The sequence below is a fragment of the Pseudomonas atagonensis genome (assembly GCF_011369485.1).
In the GTDB taxonomy this organism is placed as follows: domain Bacteria; phylum Pseudomonadota; class Gammaproteobacteria; order Pseudomonadales; family Pseudomonadaceae; genus Aquipseudomonas; species Aquipseudomonas atagonensis.
Genome location: NZ_VXCA01000018.1, coordinates 22153 through 40211, shown reverse-complemented (window position 1 = coordinate 40211; position 18059 = coordinate 22153). Strand labels below are relative to the sequence as shown.

21 protein-coding genes are annotated in these 18059 nt (G+C 60.4%); all 21 read right to left on the bottom strand.

The genetic code is table 11. The annotated features are described in order from the left end of the window. The 21 genes from F2P67_RS13010 to F2P67_RS12910 all read right to left on the bottom strand — a co-directional run bounded on the left by F2P67_RS13010 (position 1) and on the right by F2P67_RS12910 (position 18056). On the bottom strand, positions 1-1236 hold the full coding sequence (locus F2P67_RS13010; RefSeq protein ID WP_166220874.1) for a DNA circularization protein: 1236 nt from the start codon (positions 1234-1236) through the stop codon (positions 1-3). Then, complete coding sequence (locus tag F2P67_RS13005) at positions 1223-2785, bottom strand: phage tail tape measure protein (RefSeq protein WP_166220873.1); 1563 nt, start codon at positions 2783-2785, stop codon at positions 1223-1225. The genes F2P67_RS13010 and F2P67_RS13005 overlap by 14 nt, the downstream gene beginning before the upstream one ends. A 130-nt stretch (positions 2786-2915) precedes the next feature. Then, on the bottom strand, positions 2916-3212 hold the full coding sequence (locus tag F2P67_RS13000; RefSeq protein WP_007908778.1) for a phage tail assembly protein: 297 nt from the start codon (positions 3210-3212) through the stop codon (positions 2916-2918). Next, complete coding sequence (locus tag F2P67_RS12995) at positions 3209-3556, bottom strand: phage tail tube protein (protein ID WP_007908779.1); 348 nt, start codon at positions 3554-3556, stop codon at positions 3209-3211. The genes F2P67_RS13000 and F2P67_RS12995 overlap by 4 nt, the downstream gene beginning before the upstream one ends. A gap of 67 nt (positions 3557-3623) precedes the next feature. After that, on the bottom strand, positions 3624-5120 hold the full coding sequence (locus F2P67_RS12990; RefSeq protein ID WP_166220872.1) for a phage tail sheath subtilisin-like domain-containing protein: 1497 nt from the start codon (positions 5118-5120) through the stop codon (positions 3624-3626). After that, positions 5120-5299: a DUF2635 domain-containing protein gene (locus tag F2P67_RS12985; RefSeq protein ID WP_166220871.1), complete on the bottom strand. Its 180-nt coding sequence runs from the start codon at positions 5297-5299 to the stop codon at positions 5120-5122. Before F2P67_RS12985 ends, F2P67_RS12990 begins: the two co-directional genes overlap by 1 nt. Then, a complete protein-coding gene (locus F2P67_RS12980; protein WP_166220870.1) occupies positions 5296-5880 on the bottom strand; it encodes a phage tail terminator protein in 585 nt (194 codons plus the stop codon). Before F2P67_RS12980 ends, F2P67_RS12985 begins: the two co-directional genes overlap by 4 nt. An 81-nt stretch (positions 5881-5961) precedes the next feature. After that, positions 5962-6978: a phage late control D family protein gene (locus F2P67_RS12975; protein ID WP_166220869.1), complete on the bottom strand. Its 1017-nt coding sequence runs from the start codon at positions 6976-6978 to the stop codon at positions 5962-5964. 9 nt (positions 6979-6987) lie between these two features. Continuing rightward, complete coding sequence (locus tag F2P67_RS12970) at positions 6988-7200, bottom strand: tail protein X (protein WP_166220868.1); 213 nt, start codon at positions 7198-7200, stop codon at positions 6988-6990. Next, positions 7193-7576 carry a phage tail protein gene (locus F2P67_RS12965; RefSeq protein WP_166220867.1) on the bottom strand — a complete coding sequence of 128 codons (384 nt, stop codon included), beginning with the start codon at positions 7574-7576 and terminating at the stop codon, positions 7193-7195. The genes F2P67_RS12970 and F2P67_RS12965 overlap by 8 nt, the downstream gene beginning before the upstream one ends. After that, positions 7576-9834 (bottom strand): phage tail tape measure protein, encoded by a 2259-nt coding sequence (locus F2P67_RS12960; protein WP_166220866.1) that lies wholly within the window; start codon positions 9832-9834, stop codon positions 7576-7578. The genes F2P67_RS12965 and F2P67_RS12960 overlap by 1 nt, the downstream gene beginning before the upstream one ends. A gap of 128 nt (positions 9835-9962) precedes the next feature. Then, complete coding sequence (locus tag F2P67_RS12955) at positions 9963-10544, bottom strand: phage tail assembly protein (RefSeq protein WP_166220865.1); 582 nt, start codon at positions 10542-10544, stop codon at positions 9963-9965. A 181-nt stretch (positions 10545-10725) separates the two neighbouring features. Continuing rightward, a complete protein-coding gene (locus F2P67_RS12950; RefSeq protein ID WP_166220864.1) occupies positions 10726-11232 on the bottom strand; it encodes a phage major tail tube protein in 507 nt (168 codons plus the stop codon). Continuing rightward, positions 11232-12398, bottom strand: a complete 1167-nt coding sequence (locus F2P67_RS12945) for a phage tail sheath protein (RefSeq protein WP_150604687.1) — start codon at positions 12396-12398, stop codon at positions 11232-11234. Before F2P67_RS12945 ends, F2P67_RS12950 begins: the two co-directional genes overlap by 1 nt. Before the next feature lie 2 nt (positions 12399-12400). After that, on the bottom strand, positions 12401-12586 hold the full coding sequence (locus F2P67_RS12940) for a hypothetical protein (protein WP_166220863.1): 186 nt from the start codon (positions 12584-12586) through the stop codon (positions 12401-12403). Positions 12587-12687: 101 nt separating this feature from the next. Continuing rightward, the gene (locus tag F2P67_RS12935) at positions 12688-13116 is read right to left on the bottom strand and encodes a phage tail protein (protein WP_166220862.1); all 429 of its coding nucleotides are present in this window, start codon (positions 13114-13116) and stop codon (positions 12688-12690) included. Positions 13117-13118: 2 nt separating this feature from the next. Next, positions 13119-15476, bottom strand: coding sequence for a phage tail-collar fiber domain-containing protein (locus tag F2P67_RS12930; RefSeq protein WP_246226496.1), 2358 nt, complete (start codon positions 15474-15476; stop codon positions 13119-13121). Beyond that, positions 15477-16112, bottom strand: a complete 636-nt coding sequence (locus F2P67_RS12925; protein ID WP_166220861.1) for a phage tail protein I — start codon at positions 16110-16112, stop codon at positions 15477-15479. Then, entirely contained in the window at positions 16109-17104 is a 996-nt protein-coding gene (locus tag F2P67_RS12920; protein ID WP_166220860.1) for a baseplate J/gp47 family protein, read from the bottom strand. Before F2P67_RS12920 ends, F2P67_RS12925 begins: the two co-directional genes overlap by 4 nt. Next, positions 17101-17433: a phage baseplate protein gene (locus tag F2P67_RS12915; RefSeq protein ID WP_166220859.1), complete on the bottom strand. Its 333-nt coding sequence runs from the start codon at positions 17431-17433 to the stop codon at positions 17101-17103. Before F2P67_RS12915 ends, F2P67_RS12920 begins: the two co-directional genes overlap by 4 nt. Before the next feature lie 14 nt (positions 17434-17447). After that, positions 17448-18056 carry a phage baseplate assembly protein V gene (locus F2P67_RS12910; RefSeq protein WP_166220858.1) on the bottom strand — a complete coding sequence of 203 codons (609 nt, stop codon included), beginning with the start codon at positions 18054-18056 and terminating at the stop codon, positions 17448-17450. Between the last annotated feature and the right edge of the window lie 3 nt (positions 18057-18059).

Sequence of the window (18059 nt, the reverse complement as noted above, 5' to 3'; positions counted from 1 at the left end):
TCACTCCCCGGAGACTTTGACATCGTTGGGCGAGAACCCCGGATGGGTAATCCCGTTGCGCTGAGTGATTTCATCGACCCGCGTGGCATCGCCGAATTGCTTGTACGCGACGACCAGTGCCGGAAAGCTTTCCTGAAACGACTTGCTGACTTGCCGCACACCGGAGGACGCCACTGCCTTGAGGTGCGCCACCAGTGCTTCTTTCACATCGTTGATCGCCTGAAAGTGCGCCGGGCCGGCCTTCGCCAACATTGGATCGATGGCAGCCGACACGGCTGCACGCAGGGCTTTCATGTCGTCACTGACCGGCACTTCCTGGCGGGTCACCGGGCTCGTAGCCTGTTGCCCCAACGACGGTGTCGATTGCAGCTTCACCGGGGTGGTCGCCACCGGCATCGACGCAACCCACTGCGCCACTTTGACCAGCACCGTGTCCTGCACCAGATCGGCCATCGCCTGCGCTGCTGCGTTGGTGTCCTTGCCAGTGGTGATCTTCGGCGCATCCGCCTTGCGGATGGCTTCGAGTTGTTGGGACACGTCGGCAATCACGCCACGGTAGCCCTCCTTCGCGAACGCCTTGAGCTCCTTGATATCACCGAGCAAACCCTTGAATTCCGCTGCCACTTCCTTGGGCAGCTCCTTGACGGCTTTGACCAGTTCGGTGATCTGCCGGTATTGCTCGATCAGCGGTTTGAGCTGTTCCTTGATTACCTCGTAAACCCCGGTGAGGCTGTTGCGCAGATTGGCAATGCCGATCCGCGCAGCCTTGATCAGGGTCATTGCCTGTTCGAAACGCGCCACCGCCGAACCCAGCAACGTGTCGGCTTTGACCAGCAAGACTTTCTGCGTGCTGACCGTCGCGGTGGGGAACGGCAGCGGCTGGTCGGGATAGAACTTCAGCGCAAAGGTCACCAACCCGCCGTCCTGGCGGGTGTGGGTCATGTCGCATTCGCCGACCTTGACTTGCAGGCGTCCAAGCCATGGATGCACCAGCTCACCACTGCCCGCCTCCAGCGCCTTGAGCAGCTTGTCGCGCTGCTCCAGGCAATCGGGGCCGATGATGAACGCCGTCAGATCGTGGGTCTTGGCCTGCTGGCCGAGGTCCTCGAAATACGGCAGGTCGCGTTGCGGGTATTCGTGTAACTGACCTTTGCGACCGACCGGGGTTTTCGCCTGATCGATCCAGAACCCGACACCGCGAAAGGATGCCGGCAACAAACGGTCACGCCAGTTCATTGGAACCTCCTGCCGACAGCGAGCGATAGCCGATGCGCGAAGACAGCGCCAGCCCCGGTTGATTGGTTTGCGGTTGATCGGTGCGCAATCCGGCCGGCGCATTTTCGAAGCGCACCGTCAGGCCGCCTTCGAGTTGTGTGCGGTTGTTGATTGCGCTTTGCTGGATCAGGGTGTTGGAGGTTTGCGACAGTGAACCGGTTTGCAGTGGTGGCTTTTCCGGCAAGGTGCCCGGTGCGGACAACTTGCTCGCTGGCGACTCGCTGCTGCCTTTGAAAAACACCGGCGCCAGCTCACCGTTGCCTTCAGCGTTGGTTTTCAACTGGGCCTGCGTGAAGACATCCACTCGGGCCTTGGCGTCGGCTACCAGCTCACCGAAACCGCCGTTGAAAAATGCCTTGATCGGTGCGATGGCCTCCTGAAACCTGTTCGACCACGTTTCAATCCAGGCCGTGACGGGCGCCCAGTTCTCGATGATTTTCTCCAGCGGCGACCATCCCAATTGCTCGCGAATAATCGCGTACATCGCCAGGAACGGCAGCTTGATGTAATCCCAGATCGCCGTGAACACACTGACCACCCCACCCCAGATCGCCTGGATCACTTCAAGCGGTGACCAGTCAAAAAACTGCTGAAGGAAGGTTTTCGCCGGCACAGACACCGCTCTGAGCAGATCCCAGATTGATGAGAACAAACCCACCAACGGTCCCCAGTTATTGAGGATCAACCCTTGCGGCGAGTAGTTGAACAGCGTCTTGTAGAACTCGATCACCGGTGCGGCAACGGCTTTGACGCCGTCCCACAATGTCGCGAAAAACGCTGTGACAGGCTCCCAGTTGCTGATCAATTGCCCCAACGGCGTATAACCGAACATCGTCTTGAAAAACTCGGCCATCGGCATGACCACCGGGGCGATCTTCTGCCAGAGACCGGCGAAAAACGTCGAGATCGGCTTCCAGTACGCCACGATCAAACCGGCTGCCAAGGCAATGCCAGTGGCAATCAGCATGATCGGGTTGGCCTTCATCACCAGGCTCATGACATCAAGCACTTGCGTCGCACCGGTCACTGCGGTTTGCATCGCCGAAAACGCGATAGCGCCCGCGGCCAGGCCTTGCACCAGTTCAGGGTTGTCATCGAGCAAACTGCCGAAACCCGTCAGCATCGGCTCAAGTCCAACGACCACGGCCCCGACTGCCGGCACCAGGGCGGCATTCACCGCCGTGGAGACCTTCTCCATCGACGCACTGAACACGTTCATGTTCTGCGCGGCGACTTTCGGTGCAGCCGGCAGGTCGACGGTTTTCGCCGTCTCGCTGACTTCAGTCAACTTGCCCTGAAACGCCGCCGCCGATTTGATGCCGTCGACGAACGGCGTGATCACGCTGCCACCCTTGAACAGACCGCTGATGTCGAGTTTGCCGAGGCCGGTCTGCTCGAGGTTTTTCTTGAAGCTCTCGACCTTTACTCGCAGGGCGCCGAGTTTGGGCGACAGCTCGTCGATGCCGGTAATCAGCACCGACGTTTTTGGTTTGTTATCCGTGTCTGCCATCACTGCACCTCCTGCATCGCATTGATCCGTTGCGCGTGCTCCAGCGATTCGCGGAGCACATCCAGTGGCCTGGCCATCATCTGTTCGGGGTCAACCTTCCAGAACCAGGCCAGGTCATAGGCGACGGCGATCAGGTCGGTGATGGCGCCGACGCCGCACTCATGAAAAAACTCGCAACGGCCCAGCTCAGCGCGTTGAGGTCAGCCAGATCCAACTGGTTGACCGACGACGGCGGAATGCCGGCGCACACGGCGATGTATTTGGCCGCGACGTCCATGTCGAGGCTGACCTCTTCGCTCTTGTCGATCTTGTACGGCAGCGCCTTGATCGCTCGCACTTCCTGCACCGTCGGGCGGCGCAGGACGAGTTCGGTCAGGGGCTCGCCGTGAGCTTCGATCGCAACCTGAAGCTTCACGGCGCCGCTCATTGCCAGGTTCCCTTGATGCCTTCGAATTTCAGTTCGATGGTGGCGTCATCGCCTTTGGAGACTGGCTCTTCGACCAGATACGCGCCGGCCAGTACGTAGACTTTGCCGTTGCTGAATTCGCAGGTGACGGTGATGTCGGTGCCTTCGATCAGCTTCTTCAGCGGGAAGTCGGCGGTGTGCAGCGCAGTCACTTTGAACGACGGCGCGATGTCGGTTTCCTTGTAGAAGCCGGGTACGACGGTTTCGCGTTTGACCGCCATCAGCGGGGCTTCGCAGCCGCCATTGATAGTCAGTTGTGCGCCGTCGACCTTGACGTAGCAGGTGCCTGCAATCAGTTGACCCATGGTGTTACTCCCTTCAATAAAAAAGCCCACGCGCGGTGGGCTGAATGCTTGGCGTCAAACGCGCTTATCAGGCCGCGTCGTCGTACTGCAGACGGAATTGGTTGAGCAGTGCGAACACGCGCAGCCCGTTGATGTAATCCGGCGGGAACAGCACGTTCACGCGGCTCGGATCCTGCACGTCGCGCTCGACGATCAGGTGCTCGGCGAACAGTTCGGCGTTTTCCACGTGGCCTTCCAGTTCGAGCTTGGCGTACTGAGCGATCAGCTCGCCGCGAATGGTCGCCGGGGTGACGATCGGCTGACCGGCGCCAAAACGGGTACCGTCGGAAGCCAGTTTGTGGCGACCGTACTTGCTGGTGATCACGCTTTGCAGACGACGCACGATGAACGCCGACTGGTGCATGGTTTCGCTGTCCAGGTAGGAGTTGTCGGCCTGGCCGTAAGCGTTCTTCTGGTAAGTGGTGATCGAACGCTGGATGCGCACGTAACCGCCTTCGTAGTACGCGGTGGCGATGCCGTAATTGAGCAGCGACTGACGCTCGGTCAGGGTGAAACGCTCGCTGGCCGGAGCCGGATCGACACCTGGCAGGCTGCCGCTTTGGGTCGGACGGCTGGCGTCGGCAGAGATGAAAACCGAAGTACGTGCCGCCAGTGCCGCAGCCTGCACCCAGACCGGTTGCGGAACACCCGGTTCCAGCGCCTGAATGGTCATGTGCTGGTCGTTGCGCGCCTGACCGGCCGCCACCAGAGTGCCGACGGTGCCGCGCTTGGCGCTGTAGACGTGACCGAACAATTGCTTGGCCCACGACCAGCGACCGGTGCTGTCATCCATGACCGCTTGCCAGGTGTTGAGGGTGGCCAGATCCGACCACGGCAGCGCGATGAACTCGAACGGCTCGTCACCCAGCGCCGCGACGGCAGCGATTTGATCCGGTATGCCGACGCCGCCCGCCATGGCGGTGATCGCGGTGGTCAGGCCCGCCGGGGTTTCTTCGCCGTTGCTCTTGCCCAGGCGATTGAATTGCAGGCTGATGTCGTTGCCGCTCTCGCCCGTCCATTTGGCGTTCAGGGTGACCACACCTTCAGCCGCCGCAGCGCTCACCGGCAGATCGGCGGTGGCGTTGATTTTCTGCGCCAGCGCGGTAGCCGCTTGAGCGGCGGTGGCTCCATTGACCACGGTGGCTTGTACGCGAACGCCACCGACATACAAGTTGAGCATGCCAGCCTGAGTGGCAGTGCCGGTCAGGGTCAGCACGCCTTTGGCGATGGCCCCTTCAGCGTTGTGCAGCGGCAGGCACCAGATCTCGCCGATCGGGTCGGCCTTGCGGAAGGTTTCGTACATCGAGGCAAGCATCGAGCCTTGGCCGCCGATGCTTTTCGCCAGTGCCACGCTGGACACCAGCACCAGTTTGCCGACTTCGCTCGGAGCGATGTTGTCGTTGACCTGAGCGACGATCAAACGGCGCATGGCCGAGGTCGCGCTATTGGCTGCCGAGTTGTCCATTTCGGCATAGAACAGCGGCACACGAATGTCCGCGGGGATGTTGCTGAATCCGATCGCCATTATTTGGCTCCCTGTGGTTTAGCTTTTACGGTTTTGAGGGTGATATCGCCGTCGGCCAGACGCCGGCGCCACCAGGCGCTGTCCAGCACTTCACGGCCTTCTTTGGGCAGCAGATCGCCCGCTTCCGGGTCAGGTACGACACGGCCGGCGGCCGGCAGTACGGTGATGCGATTGCTCATGGGGTTACGTCTCCAGAGAAAGTCAGTTCCACGCGCCCATCGGGGCCCGGGTGTTTCAGATTGGGGTCGGCCGGGTCGATCGCATCGACCCGCACGGTGGCCCCGGTAAAGGACGACAAGCCGTCCAGTTCACGTTCGTGCCAACTCTGCGCAGGCTGGCTCGGCAGATTGCGACCGAGCTGGAACTCGGCAAAAAAGCGCAGCCGGTAGAGAACGCGGCTGCTGTTGATCGAGACCAGTTCGCCGCCGTCGTAAACGATGGCGTTGTAGTCGGTGTCCGGTTTGAAACCGACCAGCGCACGCCACAGTTCGGCGCGCAGGTCATGCAACAGATCCAGCGCTTTTGTGGCGTCGGTGGCGTCAAGCGCGAGGACGACTTCGAAGCGGTCGCGGATCGGTTGGGTGATGAGGTTTTGCGCGGTGCTGTTGCTGGCCACATCGGCCAGCGGCGTGACATGGGCAGAAGGTGTCGGCAGATCAGGGTTGCCTTGCAGCAACGCCAGATCGACACCCACCGCGATGTGGTTGGCCAGACCAGGGCATTGCGCACGCAACTGCGTGAGGATCGGGGTGATCTTCATGAGGGTGTTCCAGAATGGGGTAGATTGAGGAAGACACCGCGGCTTCCACAGGGATATCTGTCGCTGTGGGGGCGCGCGGGATCAGGCCTTGGCGTCGAGACCGGTTGCCTCGATCAGGCAGCGATAGCTTTCCTCGCGCTTGCCGCTGGCGGTGACCTTTTTGATCGACCAGCGACCGCGCATGAAGTCCGGCCAAGTGTCATCGAGCACCAACAGGCCTTCGGCAGCCAGCAGCGGATCGCCCGGGCAGGTGACTTTCAGCGTGTATTTCTCGCGCAGCATCTTGCGCACTTCGGCTTCACCGATGGCTTTGGCTTCTTCCTCACTGGCCTGTTTCTGGCGAATGACCTTGTAGGGTGCGGAACCGGTGATCACCTCCCGCAGCTCGCCAACAGCACCGTCCCAGAAGCAGGTCTTGCACCCCTGGTTCTGGGTGCGAGCGGTCTCTTCCAGCGTGGCGCTGATGAAGGCGTGATCGCCCGGACGATTGTTGCGGGTCACCGCCAGCCTGACGTCCGGTATCACTTGGCCCGACAGCGATTTGAGCTGCGCCGGTTTCGCCAGCACGTAGAGATCGTTGAACGGTTTGGCCACCGCGTCGTACTTTTTTGCCAGTCGTGTGATGAAGCTCATGTCGGTTTCATTCGACTGGTCGACATGGGCAATTCTGATCAGCGCCAGTTCGGGATCGACGCGCGGCGAGAAACCGTGTGGCTCAACCAGTGTCCGAAACAATCCGCCGAGGGTCGTGGGGCCATGACTGGCCGTGCGTCGTTCCTTGAATTCGCTCTCGTCCTTGCCACTGAAGGGCGCTGCGGTAGCCACCAGCGTCAGACGTAATGGAAACAGCGTCGGTGTCAGTCGAGTCACCTTGAACTGACCTTTTTCGACCAGCCCGGACTCCCGATAACCCACCCGCAGGCCGATCGTTCCACCCAGGCTCGGCAAGCCTTCGAGGCCTTCGAGGTCGAGCACCAGCGTCAGTTGATCGGACTCCATGCCTGCGGCATCGATGTGTTCCCAACTGATCAGCCGCTGGTTAAGCAGGTCCTTGTTGGCCCCGTAGATTTCGATTGCCGGGGTAAATCCCTGTGCCATGCAGCCTCCTTAATCCCAGGCCAGAACCGGTTTGATCGCAGCGGGTTTGCTGTCGAGCTCCGGCAGTGTTACCCAGACGCCCGCCGGCAAAACCGGGCCGTATTCGGCCAGCGTCGGATTGAGTTTCCACAACGCCTCTTCGGCGGCGTCATCACTGCGAGCGGTTTCGCGGTAGAGCAAAAGATTCACCGAATCACCGGCCACGCTTCGTACCTTACGCATTGTTGAACTCCGCCAGTTCGATGACCCAGTCGACGACCATCGCCGTGCCGTCATCGATGATCTGGGTCTGGGTTTCCTGCACGCTGTTGATTCGCCACAAGCCCCAATTGCGACCGATGCCGTCGATTAACGGCAGCGGAATGCGCAGAGCCTGCAGTGCCCGAAGTTCGTCGAGCCGATCCATGGCCACCGCGTACATCGACTTGCCGGTGATGGTCAGGGTTTCGGGTTTCTGTCCCGTCTGGTGGGACTTGGGTTTGCTGGTGAGAATCTGCAGCTCGGTCCAGCCACCGTCGGATTTGCGCAACAACTGGTGGTACGCAAAGTTACGCGACAGGCCGAAAATGAAACTGCCCAGTGCCATTTGTTGTTTCATCAGGCGACTCCATCGGTCAGGGCTGCGTCGCGGCGGGTGGCGAGGGGGTTGGTGCTCATCGTGGAGACGAATTGGCTGCTGAAATGGTTTTGCAGGACTTGCGAAATCACCGCGCCGACCTTTTCGGAACTGGCGATTTCACTGCCGCTGATCTGAATCGACGGCGCATAGGTGAGTTGCTGGTTTTGTGTCTGCGCACTGGACAGGTCTCTGGCGACCTGCGCGGGCGGAGCCAGTTTGTCCTCGGGGGGCGTCGCCAATTGTTCTCCCAGATAGGAACCGAACATTCCACCCAGCGTCCCACCGATGAACGTACCGATACCCGGCGCAATGAACGTACCGATTGTGGCGCCAATGGCGGTTCCGGCCAGTTCACCGGCGGCACCTTTGACGGCTTTGTCATCGCCTTCGCGCCAGCCCTTCAATCCCGTGTAGGCGGCGTGGGCAATGGCCAGTGGCGCACCGATTTTGATGGCGGGCAAAGCCTTGGCTACCGATGGCATGACCCTGGCGCCAACACTTTCGACCATGGGCATGAGTCTGGCGACCGGTCCCCTGGTCAGGGGGGCCAGTTTGCTGGCAGCCCCATCACCCCAAAGCTTGAACCCGACTTTCACATCGTCAAACAGAGGCGTGAGCTTCGCCATCGCCCCTCCCAGGCGCCCCCTCGGAGCTGAACGTGAAGCTGCCGCGCGAGATCCGCTCGACGGGTGTCGTCGAGCGGGTCGACGGCCAGCCCGTTTCTTCTTGCGTCCACCATTGTCATCGTCATCGCCGACAATCATGTCGCCCATTTCGGTCGGCAATCGCGTAGCCGCCAGGCGTAACAGCCTGTTGGATACAGCGTCGAGCACCGAGGCCACGCCGGACTTCAATGCACCGCCTACAAAGGGAAGAGCTGCCGCCCCCAGTAAAACCAGTCCAGCCGTGAGCGCCGGAAACGCTTCGGCTGCTGCACTGACACCATTGACCAATGCCGTGAGTACCACCGCGGCGCCATCAGCCAAAGGCGCCAACGCAGTGCCAAATGCCGTGGACAGTCGGGTCAGGCTTGCATCCAGTGCATTCCAGCGCCCCTGCGAGGTAGCGCCGAAAGCCTCAGCAGATTTCGCCGCTGCGCCTGCGTCTGCGCCAAGCTCCGATGTGGCGTATTTGCCTTTGTCTGCCACCCGAGAGAAGGCGCTTTGTACATCCTCGGGCTTCTTCAGCAGCTCCAGAACCCGGGCGTCGTTTTCGCCAAACAGCGTTTTCGTCAGTGCCGCCCGTTCTTGCACAGGTTGTTTATTGAGTGCCGCAAGAACCGAGTTGATGGCTGCCGGGGCGTCCGTGTGCATCTCGCCAGCCAGCGCTTCGGGGTTTAGCTCTAGACGAGCCAAGGCCGCACGCTGCTCGGTCGATGCCGCTTCACCCTTGGCCAGCACCGAAGTCATTCCCTTCAGTGCAGCGCTGGCGCCCTCCTTGTCTGCGCCACTGTTGAGCAACGCCGCCGCGAATGCAGCCACTTGCTCAGGCGTCATTCCGGCGCTGATTGCAGCCTCGCCGGAACGTTGTACAACCGAGCCGATATCAGCTGCCTTGGCATCAAGGCCACTGCTGCCGAGGTAACTCGTTGCATCGGCCAGATCCTGACTCTGGTATTGATCGAGCTTCAGCGAAGAACGCCAGGCGGCCAACATCTCGCCAGCGGTTTTGACATCCGTCCTGAACGCCGACGCGTTGATCGCGGCGTCACGGGAGAACCACGTCAATACATTCGCCCGCTGGTCACCCTTGGCACCCTCGCCAATACCGGATCGGGCGCCGATGAGTTGCACTTGCAACAGATCCGCGTTGGTCGCACCACTGGCTGCAACCTGCTTCTCGCTGGCGAGTTCCAGCGTGCCCCGGGAATGCGCCTGCAACTGTTCATGGCTCATCTTGAGCAACTGGTTGAGTTCGACCAGCGCCGTTTCGTTGGCCATCGCCGGTTGCATGAGCTTTGGCGGCGAACGCTGCTCGATCTCGGCCTTGAGTTTTGACTTCGCTTCACTGCTGGCAGCCGGGGCCGAACCGCTGGCCTTGAACAACGACTGCTGGTTGACCAGTAACTCCCGAAGCTTGATCTGTTCCTGCGTCAGCAAGCGAATGTCGACACTCGCCACGGCCAGAGTCAGGTTCAAATCCTGCAGCGGTCTGCCGAGGCCATCCGGGCTCGTCAATCCGCTTGCTGCGTTGCCACTCTCATTGGCGTACGTGAGCGCAAATTTGCTCTCTGCCATGCCGCTCTACTCCTGTTTAACGCCAAGGCGAGTGATCGCTATGTCGTAGCGGCGCAACGCCTTTTCGGCGTCCCATTCCAGAATCTCCGCTTCACTTACCGGGTAAATGAGCGGGACGATATCGAGGATTACTTCGATGTCGCGTTCCGAAAGTAGGCCGCCGGCTGGTTTAAAAAATCGTCGATGCGCACCTGCAATTGCGTCCAGTCCGGGACGCTCAACAGGGCCAGATCGGGGATCATCAGGCCGGTGCAATGGGCGGTGATGAATTCGGCGCGTTCCTTGGCCGTTTTCAGTTTCTTCATCACTTTGGTGGCGCGCAGCACCGGCATTTCCAGGCTCAGCGAGGTCACGGTGCGGCCGGTGACTGCCAAGGGTTGCAGCAGCTGGATCTGATCGGGATCGTTCGACTTTTCCGCGTCCTCGACCTGATCGAGAAAGTACGCCGCCGGGCGGGTCGACATCTCGTGCACGTACTGGGCGATGCTGACGTAGTCCGGGCGTTTGAGCTGGTCGAGCTCCTTGACCGACAGGCCAGTGGCGAGCAGCGCCAGTTCGAAAAACTGATCGTCTTCGTCATCGCCGGCGCGCTCCAGCGCTTCTTTTTGCGCGGCGTAGAACAGCGGCTTGAGCTGGATCTGTTCGATCTGCGAACCGTCATCGCCGGTGATTGGCGACAACAGATCATGCTTGGGTGGCATCCACGACATGAATGAATTCCTTGGTGATTCTTGAGGGGGTGTTGCTAAACATCTGCCAGTCACACTGACCCATTGTGGGAGCGAGCTTGCTCGCGAAGGCGGAGGGTCAGAAACACATGCTTCGACTGACACACCGCATTCGCGAGCAAGCCCGCTCCCACAGGGTCATATGCCCGGCGGACTTACTGCGTTAAGGCATCAGCACCGCACGACGGGCATCACCGAGAACGTCGACGCCGTTGAGCACGAACTTCTGGGTGCGTACATCGATGTCGATCACCGGCACGCCGTTTTCCAGGCGGTTGTAGGTGCGGCAGGACAGCTCGAGGTTGGTCTTGGGTTTCTCACCCATCTTCACCGCAGTCTCCTCGAGGGATTTCAGCTTGCCGCCGACGGTGTGGTAGGTGAACCAGGTGTTGCCGTCCTGATCCTGACCGGCTTCACGCACGTTCAGCAGGATGTCGTCGCCCAGCTTCACGCCCAGCGCCAGCATCACTTCGGTGCCCATGCCTTGCAGGGTCAACTTGGCGGCAAGGGCTTTGCCGCCCTTGGCCATTTCTTCGACGATGAAGCGGCCGCCGCGCATCTCTTCCATGTCGAATTCGATTTTCGGCGGGGTGAATTCCTCCACGGTCGCCGACAGCGGCAGGCCTTGCAGGGTGGCCGCGATGGCCTGGCGATTGCGGTTGGTAAACATTAGAGAACGTCCTCCAGGAACTGCTCGATGATTTCATCGCGGGCGTTGAGTTGATAAACCATGTGCTCGTTCGGCGCGTAGCGGCCGTAGTCGATGACCACGTACCAGGTGCCGTTCTTGTACTTCTCGACGCTGTTGAGCTCCGGGTGCAGATAGACGCTGCCGCCCGGAATGGTTTCGTCGGCGACCAGGGTCTGCAGCCAGTCGTTGATGCGCTTGACCTCTTGATCCATGAACGACTTGGTCAGGTTCTTGGCCATGGCTTTCTGGCCGGCCTTGACCAGCTTGCGGCTGATCGCATCTTCGAGGCCGACGTAGCTGATGAACTTGCCGGTGATCGAGCGGTTACCCAGCAGCGAGAAGCCGCCGAGCACAGTGCGAGCGTAATAGCTGACGCCGTAGCGGTTGAGCAGATCGCCTTCGGTGGAGGTGTCGAGGATGTTGTATTCAACGACCCGCGAGACGTCTTCGGCGTAGGTCACTTGGTTGCCCGGGCTCTCCCACTGTTTGACCTTGGCCAGTGCGGCAATCGCCAGACTGGACGGCGACAGGAAGACGTTTTTCTTCGCCGCTTTCGAGTACACGGCCGGCATGTTGTGCACCACCAGGCAACGGTCGAAACCCAGATCCGCACCGCCGAGTTCCTGGCTGTACAGCACTTGATCGGCGACGGACGCGTCCTTGCCGTCCAGCACCACACGGGCCTTGATGCGCTTGCCGAACGAGGCGAACTCGCTGGCCACAGCCTTGGTGCCGGTGAAGCCCGGCGCGCCGATGATGGTCAGGTCTTCCGGGACACTGCCCAGCGCCGCCAGACCGAGCTTGCGGCCGGTCGCCGGCTCAACACCGCCGATCACTGCGTTAACGGTGTCGGCCGGGGTCGCGCCCGCCTCGACGATCACCACGTAGACCGGCACCTTGACCACTTTGAGGATCTGGTAAACCGCGTGGTACAGGGTGCCCTCTTCCGAACCGGTCGGATCGAGCAGCGCGTGGGTGGTGAAGCTGTTGATGCGAAACGGGGCGTTACGCGGAATCAGCGGATCAGCCTTCGGCGCGGTGCCGACCAGACCGATGACGTTGTCACCCAGGCCACCCATGGCCTCGGGGGATTCAGTGGCATTGACGGTAATGCCGTTGTGCTCGAAGTTCAGAACCTCAGCCATATTCAGTCAGCCTTCTTGGTAGCGGCCTTTTTGGCCTGGGTGGAGGGGGCTTTCAGTTCCAGTCGACCGGCGAAGTGCAAGGCACTGGCCTCGACGTCGAGCAGATCAAGGTCTTGACCGACGCTCGACCAGTGCCCACCACCGGTGGGGAATGGAACGAGCACGGTGTAGGTTTGGCGGGTTGCCATTTTTCGTTTCTCCATAAACGGGAAAGCCCCTCAGAGGGAGGGGCTTTGGCGGGTGTTGAATGTTTTAAGCGGACAAGAAAACGCCCCGGGGTGCGGGGCGTTTATTGAGGCTGCTCAGCGATCCAGGAAGGCACGATCGGACGTGCTTTTGCCGATGGAAAATCTGGCGATTGGGGCCAATCGCGCAAGTTTCGAATGTAGATCAACAGTCCGCTGAATTGCTCAGTTGTCAGCGATGGTGTCTGGTTCAGATCGAGTTGGTCGCGATGACGCTCACGCAACCAAAGAACAGTGTTGATCTGTTCATCTCGCCAACTGCGTTCCAGCTTGTCTCTCTCTTCTGAAGTCAAACCCGGCGGATCAATCAAGATCGGCAGTCCGCTTTCATCCACACTACGGACTTTTCCGAGCATGGGATTGGCGAAGACTTCCTGATAGAGAGCGTCACTGATTTCAATCACGTCATCCGGCATCACCGAATGCACACGATCCAGATAAGTGCAGTCTGTTGATTTGCTGTAATAACGCATTTTTAGTTACCTATGGCCAGATAGCGGAAGTTCGTTGTCGCCACATTGCCCCAAGCGGTGAAGCCGGTTGTTCCTGGACTCACACCCAATGAATGGGCACCACCGCCGCCATCGGTAGCTATCATTTGAAAAACATTGTTGCGGAAGGCAATCGGGAAACTGAAGTTTGCGGATGTCCCCGGCATATTCGCCAATCCCCATTGCAACATCAGGCCGCCAAGCCACGATGGGAAAATGATGTATCCATTGGCGGCAAGACTGATCTCGAATCCGAGGCGCAGTTTTTTCGGTGAAACAATAACTGTGTCGTCGGTTCCGGCGTTGGTTTGAATCTGCGTGGCAACCTTAGCGGTGCCTTGACTCGTTTCAGTCGCTTGCTGTGCCAAAACGGCCAACGCAGCAATGTCGATACTTCCCTGATTGATCGGCGCGTTCCAGGCCTTGATGCACCACATGACCGCAAGGTTGCGGGGACGTGCTTCAGCTCCACCCGACGCCTTTGTTACGACATCGTCAACATTGTTGTATTGCTGAAGATAATTACGTCTGACGTCTCCGGCCGCGAAAATATCGGCGATGACGTCATAGGTAGTCCCGTGAATGTGGGATTTATTGTCGTCAGCTTGCCAAGTGCCGATGCCACGCCCAGCGTCCACGCCGCGTCCGTGATCCCAGCCACGAAGGAACTCAGCGCGCGATTCCGGCAAGCGGAAGTTACCGGCACCCTCATTGCCCTTGTTGTATGTCGTACCGAGATACGCCGCCAAATCCGGATAGGTCGCGATGCTTTGCACACTGCCATCCAACTCTAGATAACCAGGCGCAACAATTCCCGTTGGGAATGCCAGAACAGCACCCACCGGAACGGCGGACTTCAGCCGTTCGACTTCTTTGGCCAGCGCGGCGACGTCGATGGTTCCCTGATTGACCGGGGCGTTCCAGGCTTTGATGCACCACATGACGGCGATGTTGCGAGGACGGGTTTCACCTCCTCCCATCGCCGAACCATCAAGAGCTTCAACTCCCGTCGTTTTACTTTGAGTGTCAGGCTGACCCGAAAGTCCCAACTGCACCGTCGCGGCTATTGATGTGCCAGTTCCACCGCCATATTTCGCGGAAAGAAAATGCAAGTGCTCTTTGACTTCATCCGGCTGCCAGTCACCGATCCCTCGACTGAAATCCACCCCACGCCCATGATCCCAACCACGCAAGAATTCCCCACGCGCCTCAGGCAAACGGAAATTCCCGACACCCTCATCACCCTTGTTGAACTTGCCGCCCAGATAAGCGCTCAAGTCCGGGTAAGTCGCACTGCTCTTGACGCTGTTATCCAGTTCAAGAAAACCCGGCGGCGGTGCATCAACGGGGAACGCAACAATCGAACCCACCGGCAACGCCGACGCCTTGGCAATCAACGCTTCAACTTCAGCCTTGGTGTACGAATCCTTGATGCCAAATCCGGCCAGCGTCTCAGGGTTCGCACCCGCCGTCGCCCGACCATATTCATCAACAGTCAAACTCTTGTAAGTCCCGGCAGCAATCCCGGTGCGCCCGGCCAACATCTTGAACGTCAGCGCAGTCGTGCCGAGGGTAATCGGTGCATTGGTGGTCAGGTGCCACAACGAATCACCGTTCGCCGTGCCCTCCTCCACCATGACCGTCAGACCCGGCTTGACCTTGGCGCTGCTGTTGGCATCGGTTGCCCGCACCCAGTCACCATTGGCGACAATCCACAGGCCGTTGTCCTTGGCCAGCGTCTGATTCGCCAGCAACACGCGGTCGCCAGCAATCACAGCCACACCGTCAATCTGCTGCGCGCCGTTCAACACCACGTTGCCCGTTGCGGCGACACGCACCGACTGCTTACCATCCAGCTTGCCGAGTTCTTCGGCCAGATAACTCATGACCCAGGCACGCGTGGCTTTGACCACCGTGTCATCAATCAACAACGTCACCAGCGACGCATTGCTGGTCTCGAAAATCGAGCGAATATAGAACTCTTTCCCCGAGCCCGACGTCGCCAGAACCGGTTTGAACGACTCCGGGTATTTGACGATGGCGTAGAGAATCCCGGTGTCAGTCCACAGCCCGGCTTCCCGTACGTACCAGCCACCAACATCAGGCGGGATGGTCACTTCGGCGAGCAGCCAGCTCGGATTTTTTTCGTCCTGGAACAGTGCATTGAGCGGCCCGCGCCAGACTTCGCGTTTCAGCGCCGTGGCGGTTGCGGCCGGGTTGTAGACGGAACCACCGCCGTCGCCGACGGAAATCTGCGTCAACTTGATCGGCGTGCCCGCGGCTTTGCACGCCGTTTCGTAGGCAATCCCTGCGTTGGTGAGCAGGGTGTAATAGTCAGCCATTCAGGCCCCCTGAGGATAAATAGTGGATGTTTCGACGGTGTACATGCCGGCGGCCATGAATGCCTCTCCCGAAGTTTCGAGCCCTTCGACGAACACCGGATAAACCGTGGTCAGCTCGCCGCAAAAAGTCGCGGCGCCGATGACGTGATTGCCGAAAGCGCTCAGGCCGACCGAGACCGACAGCACGTCCCGTTCGCTCTTGGCATCGGCCAGTCGTCGATCAAGACGCGCGTCGATTTCTTCGCTGTAGGGTTGTTCGCTGAAGGCCCGCACAGAAAAGCTGTACGGCGCGCCGGGGGGTAACTGTTCGTACCAGGCGCGGACTTCCGGGCGCAGTTGCAAACCCTTGGCAGCGTTTTCCAAAGCCTTGCGGGTGCCAGCCTGGCGCGCGGTGGGCCAGGCGAGTTCGACGGTGAGGCGTTTTTCCGCTTCCGCTGCGGTGCTGCTCCATTCGGCGACACCGCGATCCGCTGCCAGATACGGCAAAAACGCGGCCGGGGTTTCACTCGGGTTCATCAGCTCGGGAAACGGCGGTGCGATGCGATCAAGCAGCGCACCGAAGCCCAGATCCAGTCCGCGTTCAAGCGCCGAGCTGTTGGCTGGCAGCAACGTCGGCCGCTGAGTTGGCTCACTCATAGCGTCAGCACCTCGACTTCAACTGCGGTGCAGTACGGTGCTTGAAAAGCGCTGCACACGATCGGCGCCATCGGTTCCAGAATCTGCAATTGCACGGCACCGGCGCTGTGCAGCGTGTAGTCGATCCAGCTCGGATCGACCCGCCCTTCAAGGCGATGACAACTGTCGGCGTAAGCCTGCAATTGCTGCTGCGCAGCGACTTTGGTCAGGCCTGAATCGGGGCCGGAATTGATCTTCGCCACCACGCGAATCTTGTAGCGCTGAATGTCAGCGCCTTTGACGGTGACCTTGTCGGTTTCCGGGCAGACGTCGGGGCGGGCGAAGTGCTGGCGGACGCCGTCGAGCAGTGTGGCGGTCGGCGTGCCGTCGCCCTCGCGGGACAACACCGTGACCTGAACTTCGCCCGGCGCCGTGCGCCGACCGTTGCCATCCTTGACCTGCGCAGCGAGGCCATCCGGGTTGAAGGTGTACGTGACGTTGACCACACCGGCGTCGGTGGATTCGACCTTCACCGTCGGCCGTTCGCCAAGGGTGAAGACTTCTCGGCGATACTGCATTCGCGAGCCCGCCGCCGGAGCATGGGGCGCGAGGTAATAACGCAGCCGGGCGTCGTCGTCGCTTTCATAAATCGCCGGCACCGGCGGGAATGCCGCCGGATCACCCGGATCGAGCAACTGCCGCTCCAGGCCCATGTCCGCCAGCCGCGCATCGAGGTTGCTGCCGGTCGCCCACCACGCCAGCATCTGCTTGATGCGAGCGTTGTATTTGCGTTCATGGGTTTGCAGGCGCACGCAGAACGCTTCCAGCGCCAGCGTCAGCAGTTCGCTTTCATTTTCCAGGCTGGTCTTGAGTTTCGCCGCGCTGTCCGGCGAACGCGCGCCGACGTATTCGATGACGAAAGTCTTGAACTCGGCGAGCAGGTCTTCGAAGGCTTCGACGGTGATCAGCGCGGGTTCGGCCAGTTGGTTCTGGCCGGGGATCAACATACTCATGTCACGACCTCGAAGGTTTGTTGACGGTTTTTCCAGGTACCGGCGAAACGCAGCAGCAGACCGGCTCCCTGACGGCTGGCAACAATCACGCTCGGCTGAAAATCATCGATGCCGTTCTGCCGGTTGTAGAAGGCTTGCGCGGCGTGGCTCTGGGCCAGAAGCAGTACGTCGTCGCCAAGGTTCTGCCCCAAGAGCGAGGGGATCAGCGAGCCGTACAAGGGGCGTTTTTGCCGGGTGCCCAGCGGCGTGGTCAGGGCCCGGGTCGCGCGCTGCACAAACTGCAGCCAGTCGTCGACCGTGGCCCCGCTGTCTCTATCGATTCCGATCATGGGAAGTTTCTTAATCAGGGGCTGATGACGCGGCCCTGGTGATCGACCAACGGGCCGCTGAAGTGCACGCCCGAGGCGTCGATGGTCAGGCCGACCGCGCCCAGTTGCAGGTTGATTGCCTGTGGGCTCATCGCCAGGCGCGCGGGGCCGATTTTCAGTTCCAGCGACTCGCGGTTTCCGTTGAAGGCTGCGGGGCCGTTGAGCCATTGCAGGGTGTGCGTGGCGTCGTCGTAGCCACTTTCGCTGCCGTCCTGATGCACGCGGCGGGTCAGCGTCGGCACAGTCGAAGTCGGCGGAAAACGGTCACTGTTCAGACCGAACAACGCCACGCTCTGGGCGCCGCTTTCACCGCTGCCGTAGTTGAGCAGCAAACACTGCTCGCCCACCGAGGGAATCCGCGACTCGCTTTGCGCGCCGGCACTCGGGTTGAAGAACTTGATGGCCGGCGTCAGCAATCCGCCGTGGCTGACCTGACAGGTGTTGCTCGCGGGATCGACTGACTGGCAAATGCCGATGCGACAAAAACTCTCGGCGCGACGGTGCAGGTCATCGATTTCCGCTTCCATTTCGGCCAGGCGCTCGATGAGCGGACCCAGTTGCATGCGCAGTAATGCGTCGAACATCGG